Origin of the sequence: Paenibacillus sp. CF095 (genome assembly GCF_900101225.1) — a bacterium.
Taxonomy (GTDB): Bacteria; Bacillota; Bacilli; order Paenibacillales; family Paenibacillaceae; genus Paenibacillus.
The window spans coordinates 4,070,193-4,087,019 of sequence record NZ_FMZN01000001.1; the positions used below are offsets into that span (position 1 = coordinate 4,070,193).

Below are 16,827 nucleotides of genomic sequence, written 5' to 3' on the forward strand. Positions count from 1 at the left end.
CATGTACTATATGAATAATCACTTCAACTGCCGTGTAGCAGATTGAGAGATAACAGTTTTAATCAAGTAACTCGAATGTCAATTTAAATAACTCAACCCTCACCTGGATTATTGAATGGTCCATACGAATTAGCATTAATTCCTTTTAATAAAAATAAAAGGGAACTCCAGAAATGAAAATCCAACATTTTTCTCTTCTGTGCCGACAACATGTATGCTTCATGTCAAAAAATATATACACACCTCATTTGGAAAGTTATAATATGGGTAACCATCATTCTCCAGTCATTTCATAAGCAGATCACTTGTAAGTAACTTGTGTAAAAGAAGTTGTTTCCAAAAGTTATGTTCTAATTGAGGTGATACCGATGAAACATTTACTTCCAGAATTAATGTCTTTATTGCGTACGGATATGGATGTTCTGGATACAGACCTCTCCACACTTACCATTCCGTCATCAACATCGTTGGTAGATGCCTTCTCCTTATTCGACACATCTTCTTATCTATTCATTCAGGATGATGGACCCCTATTGGGATATATCGCCGTATCCGATGTTTTGCATGCCATGATGCATGCACATCGCCTAATAGAAGCTTATTTTGAGACCACACTGGAGACAGCGGGTTCAGCTCTGACATTAATTAATGAAGATGCCAAGGTGGCCTACTGGACAACTGGCGCGGAGCATGTTTTTTCGATCAGCAAAAAAGACATCATCGGACAACCCGCAGCGGACTTTTTCCCTCCAGATCGACTACAGTCTCTCAAGACGTTGTATACCGGCGAAACGGTCTATCGCAAACAGCATCAGCCACGGCCCGACCTGTTCGCCCTGATTAATGCTCGTCCTGTCCAACTGGATGGACATATTGTGGGTGCAGTTGCTGCCGAAGTGGATATAACAACCGAAATCCGATTACATCAGGAACTATTACATATGACCTCCAAAGTCCAGCATCTGGAGAAAGCCGTTGCTCGGCTACGGCCCGAATTAGATCCATTCGCCAGAATCAAGGGCAGCAGCTTGGTCATCAAGCAGTGCATGGAGACCATCCGCAAGATCAGTACCACCTCAGCTACTGTACTTATCCTCGGAGAGAGCGGCACAGGCAAGGAGTTATTCGCCAAAGCCATTCATGATCTTCGTGAATTGCAGACTGCACCATTTATCGCTATTAACTGTGGGGCAATTCCTGCTTCCTTGTTTGAAAGTGAGTTATTCGGTTACGAAAAAGGTGCCTTCTCCGGAGCGGATCCCAAAGGCAAAAAGGGCAAGATTGAGCTTGCCGAAGGGGGTACTCTTTTTCTGGATGAGATCGGTGAGATGCCATTGGAATTACAAGTGAAACTGCTTCGGGTGTTGCAGGAGAAGAGTTACTTTCCTGTGGGGGGAACGCGAATGAAACAGGCCGACTGCCGGATTATCGCTGCGACCAATCAGAATCTATTAAGTATGATTGCCCGCAATCAATTCCGGGAAGATCTCTACTATCGGCTGAATGTCATTAACCTTGTCATCCCTCCTTTGCGTATGCGGAAGGAAGATATATATGAATTAACCCAGACGTTCCTTCAAGAATTCTCGTTGCTCTATAACCGTCATATTGAGTTGGTTCCACCTGAAGTGTTCAAGTTGCTGTTCCAATATGATTGGCCAGGCAATGTACGTGAATTACGAAATGTGATCGAACGCCTGACCATTCTGACGACAGATGGTGAGGTGAAGCAGGAATATCTACCTGATACCCTCACTTCCCTCACCATGCAAGAACAGTCCGAAGTTCAACTGACATCCGGAATTCATTCACATGCCAACATCGAAAATCAGCAACGTCAGGATTCGGCGGGAGCAGAACCAGAACAAGAACCTCGAACGGTTGCAAATGTGGACGAATTAGATACCTTGGATGATTCCGAACTTGTCTCCGGTGTTACCTACCAGCAAAAATTGGACACCTATGAGGCGCAACTTCTAATTCAATATCTGAAAGCAGCAGGTGGCAACAAACGAACACTCGCCAAGCAACTTGGCATCTCCCGGGCAACGCTCTATAATCGCATGAAGAGGCTTGGTCTATGACCAGCCTCTTCTTGTCTTTATTATCAGTATGATGAATGAATAGAACCCTACAAAATCCGCGCCAAGCGAGTCAGCGCTGTTCTGAGATGGCGATAAAATGTCGCCCGACTCATGGAACACGTCTGGGCTGCGGCAGTTGGATTGCCAGCATGCGTCCAGTAGGCCGCGTATAACAGCATCTGATCCTGTGGAGATAGGCCATGTACTCTGCCTTCCAACAGATCCATGACATACAGCTGTAACTGGATTCCATCCTTTACTCCTCTAACCCTGCCAGCATATTCATGCAATTCTCCCGGGGAACGAAGATCCCCCAACATCTTGCGAACATCCTGTTCAGTCCAGATTACACCATCCACTTCCGTTGTTTCCGGCTGTATACGATCCTCTGTTGGTTCCGGAGCAAGAAGAGACATGACCCACTCTCCGAATTGCCCATTACGCAAATCCAAATCAAGTACGTCCGCCTGGTCCTCAAATCTGTCGCAGACACGAGTGCGGGTTCTTCGCATCCGGAATCCAATACTCTGCAAAAATAGTTTCAGGTGAGGGTTCGTTGCAACGAGCATCGCTCGCGCACCATCACCCAGTAGAGACAGCCGGTCCAGTGCCATGTATCCCACCAGTTCTTCTCGTGTATAACCAGGCACATCATCTCTTGCCGCAGCTAGCAAAGCAAAGTGAGTATCACTCTGATCCGGGTCATTTTCAAGTTCCTGTGGTGTGAAGCATTCATGCATCTCATTTGGAAAATATTTTAGTAACAACTCACGACTCTCCCTATGTACAAGGATGGTTATGAACATGGCAATTGTCTCCCCAAGCTTGTCACGCATTAATACAATTCCTTCGGGATAACGGTGTGCCAGTTCATCCAGGAAGGGGCCATAGGATACCGCCTGCCATGGTTCCACGCTGTATTCGCACCATTGCTGTAACAGGCTGTGCAGAACGGGCAGATCCTCACTTCTCATCGTTTCGAGAGGTGAGAACAAGGAATCACGGGACACATCCGCGTACTTGCGGTATTGAAGCATGGATTCCTGACACAGCAACAGCATCTTCCTAGCGATCTGGCGACGCTCACGCGGCCCCGCCTGTTCATGCAGCGGTTTCAGTAACTTCACGATCTTGATACGCATGGTCTGCAACCGATGAGGCTCACGTTGGCGAAAATCTCGTAGTAGATGTACTCTGGCCATATCATGCAGGGCAAGACCATCCGGGCCGGAACGGATAAACGACATCTGTCTCAGCATGTGGTACTCTTCTTTTGTCACGGTCATATCCAGTACTGATGATAATAATTCCTGATTGGCTGTCTCAAGCAGTGTTAGTACCTCCACCACAGGATGCAGACGGGGTGTCGTAAGTTCCAATAATAATCGAGCACTGATCATATGTGACAGTTCAGCCCATTCGGACTGCGGAAGATTCCTCCTCTGATCCGCAGCTTCTACAGCAAGGGCCAGCCCCAGCGGATGCCCATCGGTCATTCTCGTAATGGTACCTGCCATCCCCTGATTCAGAAAGCCTGCCACCGTGATGTATTCCGTAATCTCATCAATTGTGAAATGTTGAAGCCGCATCTGTATAAACCTCTGATGTAATCGGGGATGTGTCCGCCAGGTGGACGCCAGTTCCGGGCGTGATGCAAGAATGACAAGTATCCCTCTTAACGGAAGTTTGGATACAAAGACTTCCATGAACCAGCTTTCTAACAGAGCAAGCTCTTCATAATTATCCACTGCCAGAACCAATCTCTTCTCGATTGATGTGTCTCTCAGCAGACTCAATGGTCGCGGGGATCCTTCACTATCCATTGTTTCCAAGCCTAATGTAGAGGACAAATAATCCATAAAAACGGAAGGAGTCGCCCCACATGATCGACCATCCATCCAGATTGCCGTCGCACCTCGATCCCGAGAGACAGATAACATCTCTGAAAGCAAGGAAGATTTACCAATGCCTCCCATGCCCGTAATTGAAAATATGGTTAATGGGGCTTCCGGATGATTGAACCACCGCTCCAGTGTCGTCAGTTCCTTGGTTCGACCAATGAAACGTTTGCCATCCTCAAGATATTTGTCGTATTGAGCCTCACTACTGTCTCCCATATATGTCCTCCGTACTAGATACTGGTACTTTTAATATACTTTTTTTCCTCACAAAATTGAGACTATATTGAGACGCGCAATTGCATGTGAAGTGATAGAATCTTGTTAAAAGCCAATTTATAGGAAATATTCAAAACAGCGGACATGGAAACGTTTAACACGGTATATAGACGCCTCCACGCTTCTTCTCAACGTAATGAATCATTCCGCCGATCAAGCACAGCCAACATGCATATGAGCATTTACTGATCTCGAATTCATGCTTCCCTTTCATACCCTACTACCAGCCCGATATTCCAGGAAAGGCGGATTTGTGTGAGAATAAACCTCGATATCTGTAATCTGAGCGGACAACTTGGAATCAATCCCAAACGACTTAATGAATGGCTGCACCAAAGTGGCATTTCAATGGAGGACAATGAAGCAGAACAGGAAGGACGTCCCGACCGGTCGTCACCCCCGTATCGGCTGGCTGCTCCTTCTTCATTATCACTGGCACCTTCCTCCGGTCAAACGAAGCTTTATCGGGGCCGACGCTCCACTTCCACTCTGCAACGCCTGCCTGCTTCATTACGACATACCCGGCGGATTAGTAAAAACTGCTAGACTGTGCTCAAGGTAGTGTAAGATCGATGCACAGTCTGTCTTGCATCCCTTTCACCTCATCAAGAGGATTGCCACTGTCCATTCTCAATCATCGCGTGCGCGAGCAGCGCCATCTCCAGACAGATTCTTCTCCCTTGATCCATGTAACCTGGACCCATCAGTTCTTCCAGCTTCTCCAGTCTGTTGTACAACGTTTGCCGATGAATAAATAACTGGGCGGCCGCATCTCGCTTGGAACCAAAGTTCTGCAGGTAAGCATCTAACGTCTCTACCAATCGCAGGTGATGCGTTTGGTCATGTTCAATCAACATACCCAGGTGATCCTGGACAAAGGGTTGCAGGAAGGATTGGGGTAACGCCTTTAACATTTGATATATACCCATACGTTCGTAAAAGTGAACATGTTCCATCGGATCTACCGATCTCGAAACTTCGATCACCTGGTAGGCCTCCTGAAGGCTCTCCGGCAGGCTGGTCAAACGGTTGCGTAACTTGCCAAATCCCACATGAATCATAACCTGTTTCAAGTTACGACTGGCAAACCGTTTCACGTCCTGGGCAATCCCTTCCAGTAATCGCAGCAGTTGATGACGTGCAGCAGCCGTTACTGCTTCCTTCGCACAGCACAGATATACCTGGTTGTTCTTCAGCATAATCAGGCTAGGCAGATTGTTCTTCTTGAGCAGGGAACGCAGCAGGACAAGAACATCCTGATGATTAGCTTCCATTCGCTCCCGGCCTGTACCCTTTAATCGATGCTCAATCTCGATGACCCCTCCTGCAAACCAGTACTGTCCCTTTACCAGCAAACGAAGCCCCATTCGGGTCTGAGCCTGTTCCTCCTGATGGATGTTGCCATTCATCAGATCCTGGATCAGTTCATTCTGATTGCGGACCATCTTCTCCTCAAGAAACTGGGAACGAAGCGTGAGCGCTGCCGCCGCCTTCGCCGTATAATCGAGCAACAGCTTGAGATATTCCACTGGAGCTGCGGGATGCACAATCATGCCTACAGCCGAAAATACCTGGCCGAAACAGACGACCGGATGACACAGCAGAGCTTTCTCTTCGTCCATGTGGAACCATAATTCAGTATCTGAATCATTCAAATCCAGATGTTCTACCTCCTGCTCATACCAGGTATAGATGGCCTGTTCCATCTCAGGAACAAGTTCGGGCACAAAACTGCCCGGCTCCATGGACGAAATGTACACCACCGGTTTGGCAGCGTACTCATGCAGCAGGTTCAGCACAGCAGACATATCTGTACTCTGTAAAGTTCGTTGCTGAAGTTGACGGGAGTATGCTTCCAGACTTTTCAGCAGCTGGTGTTGATGATTAATGAGCAGAGAGTGAATATCCTGTGTAATCTCGACAAAACGGACCGGTTGCTCAAATACGATCAGCGGAAACTGGTGTCTGTCCGCCAGTTCAATCAGTTCTTCCGGGATTCCGTATATGCTGGTACCAAACTCTACACATAGCCCCGCTGCCTCACTGCCAATGAGCTGAAGCAGATACTCTTCGCGCCCTTCTTCCGATTGAAGCCACAGTCCAGTGGATAAAATAAGATCATGGGGGCTTACAAATGGAGATACATTTGTAATCTCCAACACATGAACCCAGCCAACCTGACGGTTCACTCCATCCTTCCCTGCCGCTAGTCGTGCTCGGCTAAATACCGGACGTGCAAGGATATCTTTGATCGTAAACACACGGTCATTTCGCAATGGCGATCCCTCTTCGTGTTATTTTTTCTTACATTATAATCCATGGACAAATGTCCTGAACAGTCTTTTTCGACAATATGTTGAGTTCAATTCCTAAAGATTAGACATCAAGTAAGGTGCAAAACGATTATCCAAGTCATAAACTTGTAGTATAAGCTAACAACCAATAAATGGACGAGGTGCATGGTGATGAGAATCGGAATTCCCAAAGAAATCAAGAACAATGAGAATCGTGTAGCAATGACTCCGGCCGGGGCTGCTGATTTCATCAGAGCCGGTCACCAGGTACTGATTGAACAAGGCGCGGGGATCGGCAGTGGATTCACGGATCATGAATATCAAACTGCGGGCGCCGAGATTCGGATTGATGCCAAGTCAGTGTGGGCCGAGGCCGATATGATCATCAAGGTGAAAGAACCGCTTGCCAGTGAATATGGATATTTTCGTCCGGGACTGATTCTGTTCACCTACCTGCACCTCGCAGCGGAACCGGAGCTTGCCAAAGCCCTTATTAAAAGTCGGGTAACGGCTATTGCGTATGAGACGTTGGAGGTCAACAGTGCTCTGCCCCTGCTAACCCCTATGAGTGAAGTTGCAGGCCGCATGGCCTCCCAGATCGGAGCACAGTTACTGGAGAAGACCGAAGGTGGCAAGGGCATTCTGTTGTCCGGTGTACCAGGCGTCAGTCGGGGGAAAGTGGTCATTATCGGTGGCGGAACGGTGGGAACAAATGCAGCCAAAATTGCTATTGGTCTTGGCGCCGATGTGACCATCCTTGATCTGAATCTGAATCGTCTGCGCCAGTTGGATGATATCTTTGGCAATCAGATCCACACACTGGTATCCAGCCCGTCCAACATTGCAGCAGCTGTTGCGGCGGCAGATCTGTTGATCTGTGCGGTGCTGATTCCGGGCGCCAAGGCGCCAACGCTTGTCAGCGAGCAGGTGGTGAAGACCATGGCACCGGGTTCGGTCATTGTGGATGTCGCGATTGATCAGGGCGGGATCGTTGAGACCATTGATCATATCACAACCCACGATGAACCGACCTATGTGAAACATGGTGTCGTGCATTACGCGGTGGCGAACATGCCGGGCGCCGTGCCGCGTACGTCTACGGTGGCGCTGACCAACGCCACCATGCCTTATGCACTGCAGCTGGCCAACCACGGTGCAGCCGCCGCGATTCGCGGCAGTTCGTCCATTCGCAGCGCGGTTAACGTGCTGAATGGACATATCACGTATGAGGCGGTTGCCCGTGATCTCGGGCATGCCTATGTGCCTGCGGGTCAGGCGCTGGAGAATACCGCCGCTGTCCAGTAATCTGGATATGATCGTTCCACCCGGCGCCTTGTCGCCAGGCCTGTGGAACGCAATAGAAGCGCAAGTCGGGCAGATGATGTTCCCGGCTTGCGCTTCTTGATTTTTTTCACATATAGGATAGCTTGTTGGTTGGTATAGGGCCTTTTGGTTCCTCCGGTTTTGGTGCTTCAGACTGCTCGCTCACTGCATACTTCGCGGAAGTTGCAATCCCGGCAGGACCGGTGCGATGGCATCGCTGTGAAGTAGGTGACGTCCTTGGGACGGTTATAATACTCATCCTCAACACAGGATCGCATCTCCTCAATGTAACGACCCACGTTCTCCTCCACCTTCCGGATATCCTCTTCTGTCGCTGTAAACTCTCGGTGTTTTCCGGTTAACAAGTACTCCACTCGCAGCTCAATCTGCTCCAAAGGAATTCGGTAGTGTTCTCTCACATAGGATGCGTACAGCATTAGCTGATCCGAGAAGTCATCTTCCTTGCCCGTCTTCCAGTCCACAATGACAATATTGCCGTTACTGCGCCGATACAACAAGTCCATCTTCACATAAACGCGCGTATCGTGCAGCATCATGGTATCCCATTTCTCGATCTCCAGAATGTCCGTACTTGCCCGGGACAAGTCCTCCCACGTAAGCGTCTGGTACAGGTTACCGACACAGGCCGAAGCCCGTTCCTTAATCGTGGCAATCCGGTCATTCAACGTATCATCCCCGTAATAGATCTCGGACAGCATCGTGCGATTCTTGGGGTTAAGTCGCCACTGATCCGCGTCCATTGATTCCACATACGCCTGATTCAGCAGCTTGCGTATCGTCTGTTCCAGAAAGTGTTCACGCGGTTTGTCTTTGCCCTCTTCCCTGCTGCGTACCGCCGACTCACACATCCGATGCGCGAGGTCCCCGAAGACAAGATACAGATTGCTGAGCTGCTTCAGACGGTACAGACGAACCTGCATCTCATCAGCAGAGTCTGCCTTCCAGCCGTTATGGGCACCGTAATAATGATAATAATATTTGCGCAGGCACTCATCGAACATACTCGCCCGCGACTGCGAATAAGACCACTGCGGGTATTGTGCCATAAGTAATCTGCCTTTCTGTATGCCGGATCTGTATGAGATCCCTTAATGCTCACAGTATAAAGCCCGGGCAACCTTGCCGCAAGCGCGCTTCCGTTATTTTCTTCTGACGCAACCGTTTCCGATTCGATCCGTATCGTTTATATAGTAACATCACCAAAAGATGAAATTGCGGAGCAGAACGCTTAATATACTTTAGAGAGGGCAGCGAATCCGGGACCTGGATGCTAGTACGGGTCTAGCCCGGGGCCAGTGCGGGCCCGGCGCTAACGAATCTCACACACCTTATCACATGGATCATGAGGTTTTACGGAATCTAACGAACCCCAGACACGCTAATTAGTCTTATTTCGATTGTAGAACGTGTTTATTGCAAGCAAATGAGCCAATAGCGTGTCTCTGATTCGTTACATTTTCAGATCTGCCGATTTTCGTGAAATAAGACTTACTCCGTTCGTTAGAAAATGATTATATGAAAAAAATTGTACAGGCATATCCTAAAAGGAGGCACCACCCATGAATCGACCGGATTGGTTCCAGGCGGAAGAAGCATTACAACAGATCCAAGTCATCGGAAGCGACCGGAATGAGCTCGTGAACATCATCGGCGATGTAGAAGGATTAAAATGCATTGGCACAGGTACAGACGCGGCTGTATTTACGTATGACGGCTTGCCGCAGTATGCCTTCAAGATGTACTCGGATCATGCCTTGGACAAACTCGAAAATGAAAAGCAGGTGTACGAACAGCTCAAAGGCCTGCCATACTTTCCTACCTATTACGGCAGTGGCCGGAACGTGCTCGTGATCAGTTTTGAACCCGGGGATACCTTGCTGGAATGTTTGGAAAAAGGAATCCCTGTCCCCGAGCAGGTGATGCTCGATGTGGACGCAGCGCGAGATGCCGTTCGCAGCCGCGGGCTGAACCCTCGCGACATTCATCTAAAAAATGTAATTCTTCAGAACGGACGCGGGAAAGTGATTGACGTATCCGAGTATATTCAGGACGGCAATGACAATCGCTGGGAGCATCTTGTCTGGGCCTATCACAACATCTATCCACGGATCAAAGGAACGCCCATATCTCCACGCATGCTGCAAACGATCAAATGGGGATACAATCAGTTCGATCATGCCAACGTCAAAATGGACGACCTCGCCAAGAAAGCCAATCGTCTGTTCTCCAGATTTATGAAATGAGCACGTTGTACACATAGATAATTATCTTGATATTATTGAATCAAAACCACCCGGATGAACGCCTTGAATTGGCCTTTATCCGGGTTATTCTTTGTATATGTGCCTATGCGCATGATTATTGTTACGGTAATCACTGCTGTGTGTGCTCCACTTCTACTTCTACTTCTACTTCTACTTCTGCTCACAATTTCGACTGCGAGTTACTTAGGGTTACAACCATCTTTATAGACATTTTATTGGAGACTACGGCTATACTTGCTATGCTCAACCTTCTTTTCTCCCCCGTCCCTGCGAAGGGGTCATGCCCTTGTACTGTTTGTATAACTTCGTAAAATAGTTCGCGTTGTCGCAGCCTACTCTAGCGGCGATCTCCGTAATGGTCAGACTGCTGCCTTGCAATAGTCGTTCTGCCTCACTCATCCTGCCCCCGTTCACGTATTCCACGAAGGTACGACCGGTCAGCTTTTTGAACATTTTGCAGAAGTGATACGCATTCAATCCCACATGACTTGCCGCTTCCGTAACAGACATCTTACCTGTGGGGTCCGCTTCAATCTGTGCAATCAACTGTTTGAAACGTTCGCGGTTTGGAAAATACGATCCGACCGTTTTATCCGGTAGCTGCTGCGGCATAAAGGTACGCGCAAGCAGGGTGAACAAGGCATGCAGCTTGGATTTCACCACGAGCTGATAAGCCGGGGGCTGTAACGCCATTTCCTCTACGGCTTCATTCAGCAAAGAATAATAGCCTACGCAGGCTGTGTTTTCCTCTGCCGGTTTGACCGGAAATCTCACTCTTCCTTCCAAATACGGCGCGACATATTGCTCATGCACAGGATCATGAGTGAAATCATGGAACAGTGCACGGTTCACTACAACGGAATCATAATGCACATCCCCCTCATCCAGAGCATATCCAACATGCAATGTGCCTCCCGGAATGATAATGACCTCACCTGCTCGAACCACATAAGGTTTGCTATCAATATGAAAAAGCGCACTTCCCTTGCGCATGATAATCAGTTCGAAATGTTCATGCCAATGCAAATACAGAATGCATTCTTCAGCTTTCATATCTGAACACCGATTTTGGAACAACTGAAATGGATGTGATTTATGGTCAATTCGGGTATTTTCGTGAAGCGCTTTCAGATCCAGCACGACTTCTTCCCCCTCTTCACAAGATCCGACTATTATTACACAAGATTGTTTAGAGCCATCCCGTTAATCCACGGCTATAATGAGTGTGTCACGAAGTACTATAAGCCAATATTGGAGTGAATTACAACCATGAATAAATCATTACGCATAGGTACCCTTGTAGGCGGGCAGGACGCCGTCCGCGTTATCCCGCAGATCATGCAACACGGCTTTGAATCATTTAACCTGACCTTCTGGCAAACGACTGGCGACCTGGACTTGGCAGAGACAGCCAAACGTGTCCGTGAAATCGTGGACGAACAAGGTATCGTTATCTCCGCGGTGAGTGTGTTTGGTAACCCGCTAACTGGAGCCGGAGACAACGCCGATACACTGGCAAGTTGGGAGCGAGTGATTGATCACGCACAGCTCTTTGGTGCAGATATCGTCTCCGGGTTCACCGGACGTCTGACGGATCAACCCATTAGCGAGTCCATCCCCCGGTTCAAGGAAGTATTTGGTGAACTGGCACGCCGGGCAGCAGATCGGGGTGTACGCATTGCTTTTGAAAACTGTGATATGGGTGGCACCTGGCAGACAGGCGACTGGAACATTGCCCATAATCCGACGGCCTGGGAGATGATGTTTGATGCTGTTCCAGATGAAAATGTCGGGCTGGAGTGGGAGCCTTGCCATCAAATGTCCAGCCTGATTGATCCTATTCCACAGCTACGCAAATGGGCTCATAAAGTGTTCCACGTACATGGCAAAGATGCCACGATTGCCTGGGATATCGTTAAAGAATATGGCGTGCACGGCCCACGTGAATTCGTATGGCACCGCACTCCGGGCTTCGGGGATAACAACTGGGCAGACATCATCACCATTCTGCGCCAGAACGGTTATCAGGGCACGATTGATATTGAAGGCTGGCATGATCCCGTCTACAAAGACGAACTCGAAATGACCGGACAGGTACATGCATTACGATATTTGAAACAATGCCGCGGCGGCGATTTTGTGCCCAATCCGGTATAGGAAACCAGCCTCAATTTAAACCTAACATACTGCTGGCCTGAGGTTGGATAACATCCTTAATTTATCTATTCCTCATTTCCCGAATTCAATGCGAGCTGTATAACACAATCCATGCGAAGGAGATGAGAACATGACTCATCCTTATCGGGTAATTATCGCCGGCTGCGGTGCCATGGCAAACACGTGGGCGGACTACGCCTTGCAAAGGCCGGATACAGAAATCGTGGGGCTGGTTGATCTGTATGAACAGACAGCCCTTACTTTTGCTACAAGACATGGCCTCACCTGCCCTACGTTCATCGATATCCGTGAGGCTATTCAAGCGACTGGTGCAAATATCGTGTTTGATGTCACGATTCCGGCGAGTCATTACGGCATTGCCATGACAGCCTTGAAGGAAGGCTGCCATGTGTTTGGCGAGAAACCCCTCGCAGAGTCCTTCTCCGACTGCACAGATATTGTGCAAACCTCTCGCAGTACAGGACACATTCAAGCCGTGATGCAGAATCGCCGTTTCGATCCGCGTATCCGCGCCTACCAGCACCTCATTTCCGGCGGGGCTATAGGGCAGGTAGGTTACGCAGGGGCCGACTTCTTCCTCGGGCCACACTTCGGCGGATTCCGCGATCTCATGGATAGCCCGCTGCTGCTCGATATGGCGATACATACGTTTGATCAGGCCAGGTATATTCTCGGAGCCAACCCGGTATCGGTGTACTGCCATGAGTTCAACCCTCCAGGTTCCTGGTATCAGGGCAATGCGATGGCGTTATGTATATTTGAGATGTCTGACGGGTCCGTATTCAACTATCGCGGATCCTGGTGCGCAGAAGGTGTACCCACATCATGGGAAGCAAGCTGGCGCGTAATCGGTGAAAAAGGAACCGCCATCTGGGATGGTCATGATGACATCTATGCTGAGGTGGTTACTGGGCAAAGCCTGGATGCTGACGGCAAACCATCCTTTTTCCAGCCAAGTGAGCGGATTGAAGCGGAACTGCCTGTCATGGACAAAACAGGACACCATGGCTGCCTAGAAGACATGTTCGCCGCACTGGAATCCGGACGATTACCTGAGACCGATTGCAGCGATAACCAGTTCAGCATGGCCATGGTCCTCGCTTCCCTGGAAAGCGCCCGCACAGGCCAGAAAGTGTTCATCGCCGATCTACTGAAAAACACATAGCAAAGCGCCTGTGTTTTTCAATTAAACAAAGCCCAAACTGCAAAGTTCAGCAGTTTGGGCTTTCTTGTTTTTTTACCTACTCTCCTATTCTAAAAATGATGTCGTTCAAAAACAGTCGCGCTCGATAGTAAAAGTAGTGCAGGGAACGAAATCGATTCTGAAGAAGCAAAGCGTTCGCCTTTATCACCGGATTTCGACTTTACAAAAGGCGATCAAGAAATCCGGGGATAACAGCGATCAAAAGAACGATTCGTAACCGGAACGGCCACTTTGCAGGCATTGAGCAATTATTTTTTTGAACTACGTCACTTATAGAATTCCTTTTTTCATTGCCTTATACACCAGTTGCGAGAACAGGCTGTTGGACCAGGCAAACCATGGTCTGGTGAACGTGTTGGGATCATCGGCGTGGAAGCCCTCATGCATATATCCGGTACCCGCATCCGTACTTTCCAGCAATTCAATCATCGCCAGTATTTCCTCGTCATTGTTTGCGGTTAAGCCCTGCATGGATAACGCCATGTGCCAGATGTATCCCGGAGGGGTGTGGGGGCTACCTATACCTTTGGCTACCTTCCCTTCATAGTAGAACGGGTTTTCTTTGCTCAAAATAAATCGACGAGTGTTTTGATATACCCTGTCTTCAATCGAAGCATACTCCATATACGGTATAGACATCAGCCCAGGTGTGCCTGCATCATCCATCAGACAAAAGTTTCCGTAACCGTCCGTCTCATAGGCATAAATCTGCCCATACTCTGGATGACGATAAGTACCGTAGAGGGAAATACCGTGTCGTATTTCTTCTTCCAAACGAGCCATCCGGCTTACCAGTTGTTCATCCCGGAACACCCACTTCGCGATCTCCCCCATCTGCCGCAAGGTTACCGCAGCGAACATGTTCGCGGGAATATTATAATGAAAATCACAGGCATCATCACTCGGACGAAATCCGGACCAGATCATCCCCGTATAATTCACGGGCATACCCAATCCTTCATTTCGCAGCGTATCATGGGCTGGACAATTGCGACGCATGAACCGGTAAGGTGATTGCTCTGTGTGATGCTGTTCTGTCTCCCATAGTTGTACGATATTCTCCATCACTTTCTTGAAGCGCTCATCGAATATATCCGTAAGTTCAGTCTCCCGCCAATATGTATAAGCCAGCTTCATGGAAAAACAAAGAGAATCCAGCTCAAACTTCCGTTCCCACACCCAAGGTGACATCTCCGTCTCATCATTGGCATCCCAATGCCATCCATTCGCCGTTTCATTGAACGCATTGGCATAGATATCCATATCAGCGTAGAACGTATGACGTTTGATCAGGCCTCCAATGATACGTTGCAACTTCTCGTCATCCTTCGCAAGCGGAACATAGTGCATGACCTGCTCTACGGAATCCCTTAACCACATGGCGGGAATATCCCCTGTAATCACAAAGGTTGTTCCATCATCGAGCAGCTTTGTAGTCGTTTCCAGCGTATTGGGAAAACAATTGCGAAATTGAGCCAGCAACCTCGGTCGATGTTGCAAACGCTCGTCCGCTTCAGTCAGAATATCCTGCACAGCTTGCGGTAATTCCAGATGCGGCATAGGGATTTTCGGTAATCTGAACTGTTCCATGGATGTTGTCTCCTTTGAATTGGTTTATTTAAGTTCAGCTAATAATTATTTACAACCGCGCTCCGATTGCAGAATAACCTTCCGATCGCCGTTATCCCCAGATTTTTTCGATCCCCTTTCTCAAGGGGAAATCCGGTGATAAAGGCGAAGTTTATGCTTCCGATGCAGCTTTCTTGCAGAAAGCTTTTAGCTTCGCTTCTTCAGATTATTTCTGCCCTCTCCGTTATCTTGTAAATGTTTAGTTGAACATATATAGATTGGTTTAAATTGACCCTAACACTCTTACACTATTGTTATTTTTGTTATGATAAATTATAATAACATTATTATTTGTAAGTGTACTGTGTCAGAAGATGATCGTCAATTCATAAAGGTCATCTCATTGAAAATTCAATTCACTATTTACATCTGAAATTTGCATTCATTCAATCGATACGATCATTGGATTTATGCAAATTGCTCACATACGAAGGAGTAATGATATGTCACGCAAAGTATCCATTCAGACGCTGGCTGACCAGCTCGGATTATCCAAATATGCCGTCTCCCGCGCACTCAGTGGCAAGACAGGTGTCAGTGAAGCGACACGCGCACGGGTACTGGAACTCGCTCGCGCTTTAGGATATCGCCAAAGTACTCCGGGTACTAACAATATTCCTGCTGCAAACCATGCAGATCCGTCCGATCCACCGTTTGCTCTCATATGCATGAATCAGCTCAACCGCGGTGAACCTCACTACTGGCAACGTGTTCTGTCAGGCATGATCTCCGCCTGTAATGAGCGTGGTTGGCATCATGCCATTGTATCTCCCTCACTCGGAGTGACGGACGAGAACACCTCTCCCGAAAAAGCTATTGCTCCTCACTTGGACTGGGAACGTTGTGCCGGGATTATTGTCATGGGGGCTTTCCCGCATACGGTTCTGCAACGACTCTCTCAGACGGGTCGGCCTATTATTTTGGTAGATCATCAGGAACCCCTGCTGAATTGTGATACGATCAGCCATGATAATCTGGAAGCTGGCATCACTGTGGCTAGATATCTAATGTCTATGAATTGCCGACGGATTGGCCTCATCACAGATGATGGTCGTGCTGCCAGCTTTGCGCAGCGGAAGATCGGGATTGAGTTGGCCTTGAACCATTTCCATGTGGATACCAGTCATACGACCAGCTTCAGGGCATGGAATATCCCATATGAGAATGGAGAATGGGTTAACCAATTGGCTACCACCATTCAAAACATGCCAGATGATGAACGTCCCGATGCCTGGATCGGTGTTAATGATGATATTGCTTTGCAGTGGATGCACAAATTACAGGAGATGGGCATCTCCACACCTAAAGATTGCCTTGTCATCGGTATCGACAATGTACATTCTGCCGTTACGTCTTCCCCACCTCTGACCACAGTTAATCTGTGCAAAGAGGAACTCGGACAGCGTGCGGTGGAAGCTTTACAACGCCGGATCGAACGCCCGGGGACGCCAAAAGAAACGGTTATGTTATCGACTACGTTGATTCCAAGGGAATCGGCATAATTCGGAAAGGGTAACCGCTCTTTTTTGAAGATGCATTCGTTAGGTACTTGCTGTCCCCGTAAGTCTGGTGCAAACGAAAGAGGCCCCGCATACCATTATGCAGGGCCTTTTCGTATATTAGGCTTATATGCTTATATGTCTATACATCCAC

12 protein-coding genes are annotated in these 16,827 nt (G+C 48.3%); 7 read left to right on the plus strand and 5 right to left on the minus strand.

The genetic code is table 11. The features are described 5' to 3' along the window. Positions 1-368: 368 nt before the first annotated feature. Complete coding sequence (locus BLS69_RS18035) at positions 369-2,084, plus strand: sigma 54-interacting transcriptional regulator (protein ID WP_091034106.1); 1,716 nt, start codon at positions 369-371, stop codon at positions 2,082-2,084. Positions 2,085-2,131: 47 nt separating this feature from the next. Here the strand turns inward: BLS69_RS18035 and BLS69_RS18040 are convergent, their stop codons facing one another. Next, on the minus strand, positions 2,132-4,201 hold the full coding sequence (locus tag BLS69_RS18040) for an nSTAND1 domain-containing NTPase (RefSeq protein WP_091034108.1): 2,070 nt from the start codon (positions 4,199-4,201) through the stop codon (positions 2,132-2,134). 315 nt (positions 4,202-4,516) lie between these two features. On the opposite strand from BLS69_RS18040, the gene BLS69_RS31915 reads away from it, so the two are divergent. Beyond that, positions 4,517-4,807 carry a hypothetical protein gene (locus tag BLS69_RS31915; RefSeq protein ID WP_124117151.1) on the plus strand — a complete coding sequence of 97 codons (291 nt, stop codon included), beginning with the start codon at positions 4,517-4,519 and terminating at the stop codon, positions 4,805-4,807. A gap of 59 nt (positions 4,808-4,866) precedes the next feature. On the opposite strand, the gene BLS69_RS18050 is transcribed toward BLS69_RS31915, so the two are convergent. Continuing rightward, positions 4,867-6,537, minus strand: a complete 1,671-nt coding sequence (locus BLS69_RS18050) for a PucR family transcriptional regulator (RefSeq protein ID WP_091034114.1) — start codon at positions 6,535-6,537, stop codon at positions 4,867-4,869. Between the two features lie 189 nt (positions 6,538-6,726). Here BLS69_RS18050 and ald point away from each other — a divergent pair, with 189 nt between their 5' ends. Continuing rightward, on the plus strand, positions 6,727-7,860 hold the full coding sequence (gene ald / locus BLS69_RS18055) for an alanine dehydrogenase (RefSeq protein WP_091034117.1): 1,134 nt from the start codon (positions 6,727-6,729) through the stop codon (positions 7,858-7,860). Positions 7,861-8,027: 167 nt separating this feature from the next. On the opposite strand, the gene BLS69_RS18060 is transcribed toward ald, so the two are convergent. Continuing rightward, positions 8,028-8,945: a PD-(D/E)XK nuclease family protein gene (locus BLS69_RS18060; RefSeq protein WP_091034120.1), complete on the minus strand. Its 918-nt coding sequence runs from the start codon at positions 8,943-8,945 to the stop codon at positions 8,028-8,030. A 513-nt stretch (positions 8,946-9,458) separates the two neighbouring features. On the opposite strand from BLS69_RS18060, the gene BLS69_RS18065 reads away from it, so the two are divergent. Continuing rightward, positions 9,459-10,142, plus strand: a complete 684-nt coding sequence (locus BLS69_RS18065; protein ID WP_091034122.1) for a serine/threonine protein kinase — start codon at positions 9,459-9,461, stop codon at positions 10,140-10,142. Positions 10,143-10,406: 264 nt separating this feature from the next. Here the strand turns inward: BLS69_RS18065 and BLS69_RS18070 are convergent, their stop codons facing one another. Then, a complete protein-coding gene (locus tag BLS69_RS18070; RefSeq protein ID WP_091034125.1) occupies positions 10,407-11,303 on the minus strand; it encodes an AraC family transcriptional regulator in 897 nt (298 codons plus the stop codon). A 129-nt stretch (positions 11,304-11,432) separates the two neighbouring features. Here BLS69_RS18070 and BLS69_RS18075 point away from each other — a divergent pair, with 129 nt between their 5' ends. Together BLS69_RS18075 and BLS69_RS18080 are read left to right on the plus strand one after the other, a co-directional pair. Beyond that, positions 11,433-12,320, plus strand: coding sequence for a sugar phosphate isomerase/epimerase family protein (locus tag BLS69_RS18075; protein ID WP_091034127.1), 888 nt, complete (start codon positions 11,433-11,435; stop codon positions 12,318-12,320). A 130-nt stretch (positions 12,321-12,450) separates the two neighbouring features. Further along, positions 12,451-13,506, plus strand: a complete 1,056-nt coding sequence (locus BLS69_RS18080) for a Gfo/Idh/MocA family protein (RefSeq protein WP_091034130.1) — start codon at positions 12,451-12,453, stop codon at positions 13,504-13,506. Positions 13,507-13,815: 309 nt separating this feature from the next. Here BLS69_RS18080 and BLS69_RS18085 read toward each other — a convergent pair whose 3' ends face one another. Continuing rightward, entirely contained in the window at positions 13,816-15,135 is a 1,320-nt protein-coding gene (locus BLS69_RS18085) for a glycoside hydrolase family 125 protein (RefSeq protein ID WP_091034133.1), read from the minus strand. A gap of 482 nt (positions 15,136-15,617) precedes the next feature. Between BLS69_RS18085 and BLS69_RS18090 the strand changes: the two genes are divergently transcribed. After that, a complete protein-coding gene (locus tag BLS69_RS18090) occupies positions 15,618-16,676 on the plus strand; it encodes a LacI family DNA-binding transcriptional regulator (RefSeq protein ID WP_176872763.1) in 1,059 nt (352 codons plus the stop codon). Positions 16,677-16,827: the final 151 nt, after the last annotated feature.